The sequence below is a fragment of the Thioalkalivibrio denitrificans genome, assembly GCF_002000365.1.
Taxonomy (GTDB): Bacteria; Pseudomonadota; Gammaproteobacteria; order Ectothiorhodospirales; family Ectothiorhodospiraceae; genus Thioalkalivibrio_A; species Thioalkalivibrio_A denitrificans.
Genome location: NZ_MVBK01000094.1, coordinates 1 through 356, shown reverse-complemented (window position 1 = coordinate 356; position 356 = coordinate 1). Strand labels below are relative to the sequence as shown.

At 59.3% G+C, this 356-nt stretch carries 1 protein-coding gene; it reads right to left on the bottom strand.

What is annotated here, in order from left to right; all coding sequences use genetic code 11:
- Positions 1–38 precede the first annotated feature (38 nt).
- Positions 39–356, bottom strand: a 318-nt coding sequence (ndk, locus tag B1C78_RS14070) for a nucleoside-diphosphate kinase (RefSeq protein ID WP_077279808.1), incomplete at its 5' end; no start/stop codon positions are given.

Here is a 356-nt window from a genome sequence, read left to right as displayed (position 1 = left end):
GGCACGGATGTTCATACTGGACGACCGCCAAGAGGACATCAGCGGGTGCGTGCGCAGATCTCGTCAGGCTTGAAGAAGAATTCGATCTCATTGCGTGCGGTGTCCGGGCCGTCGGATCCGTGCACGGCATTCTCGTCAATGCTGGTGGCAAAATCCGCACGAATGGTGCCCGGGGCGGCTTCCTTGGGATTGGTGGCACCCATGATCTCACGATTGCGTGCGATGGCGTCCTCACCTTCCAGCACCTGCACCATCACCGGGCCGCTGATCATGAACTCGACCAGATCCTTGAAGAAGGGCCGTTCCTTGTGTACTGCATAGAAGCCTTCCGCCTGTTCGCGGCTCAGGTGCAGCAT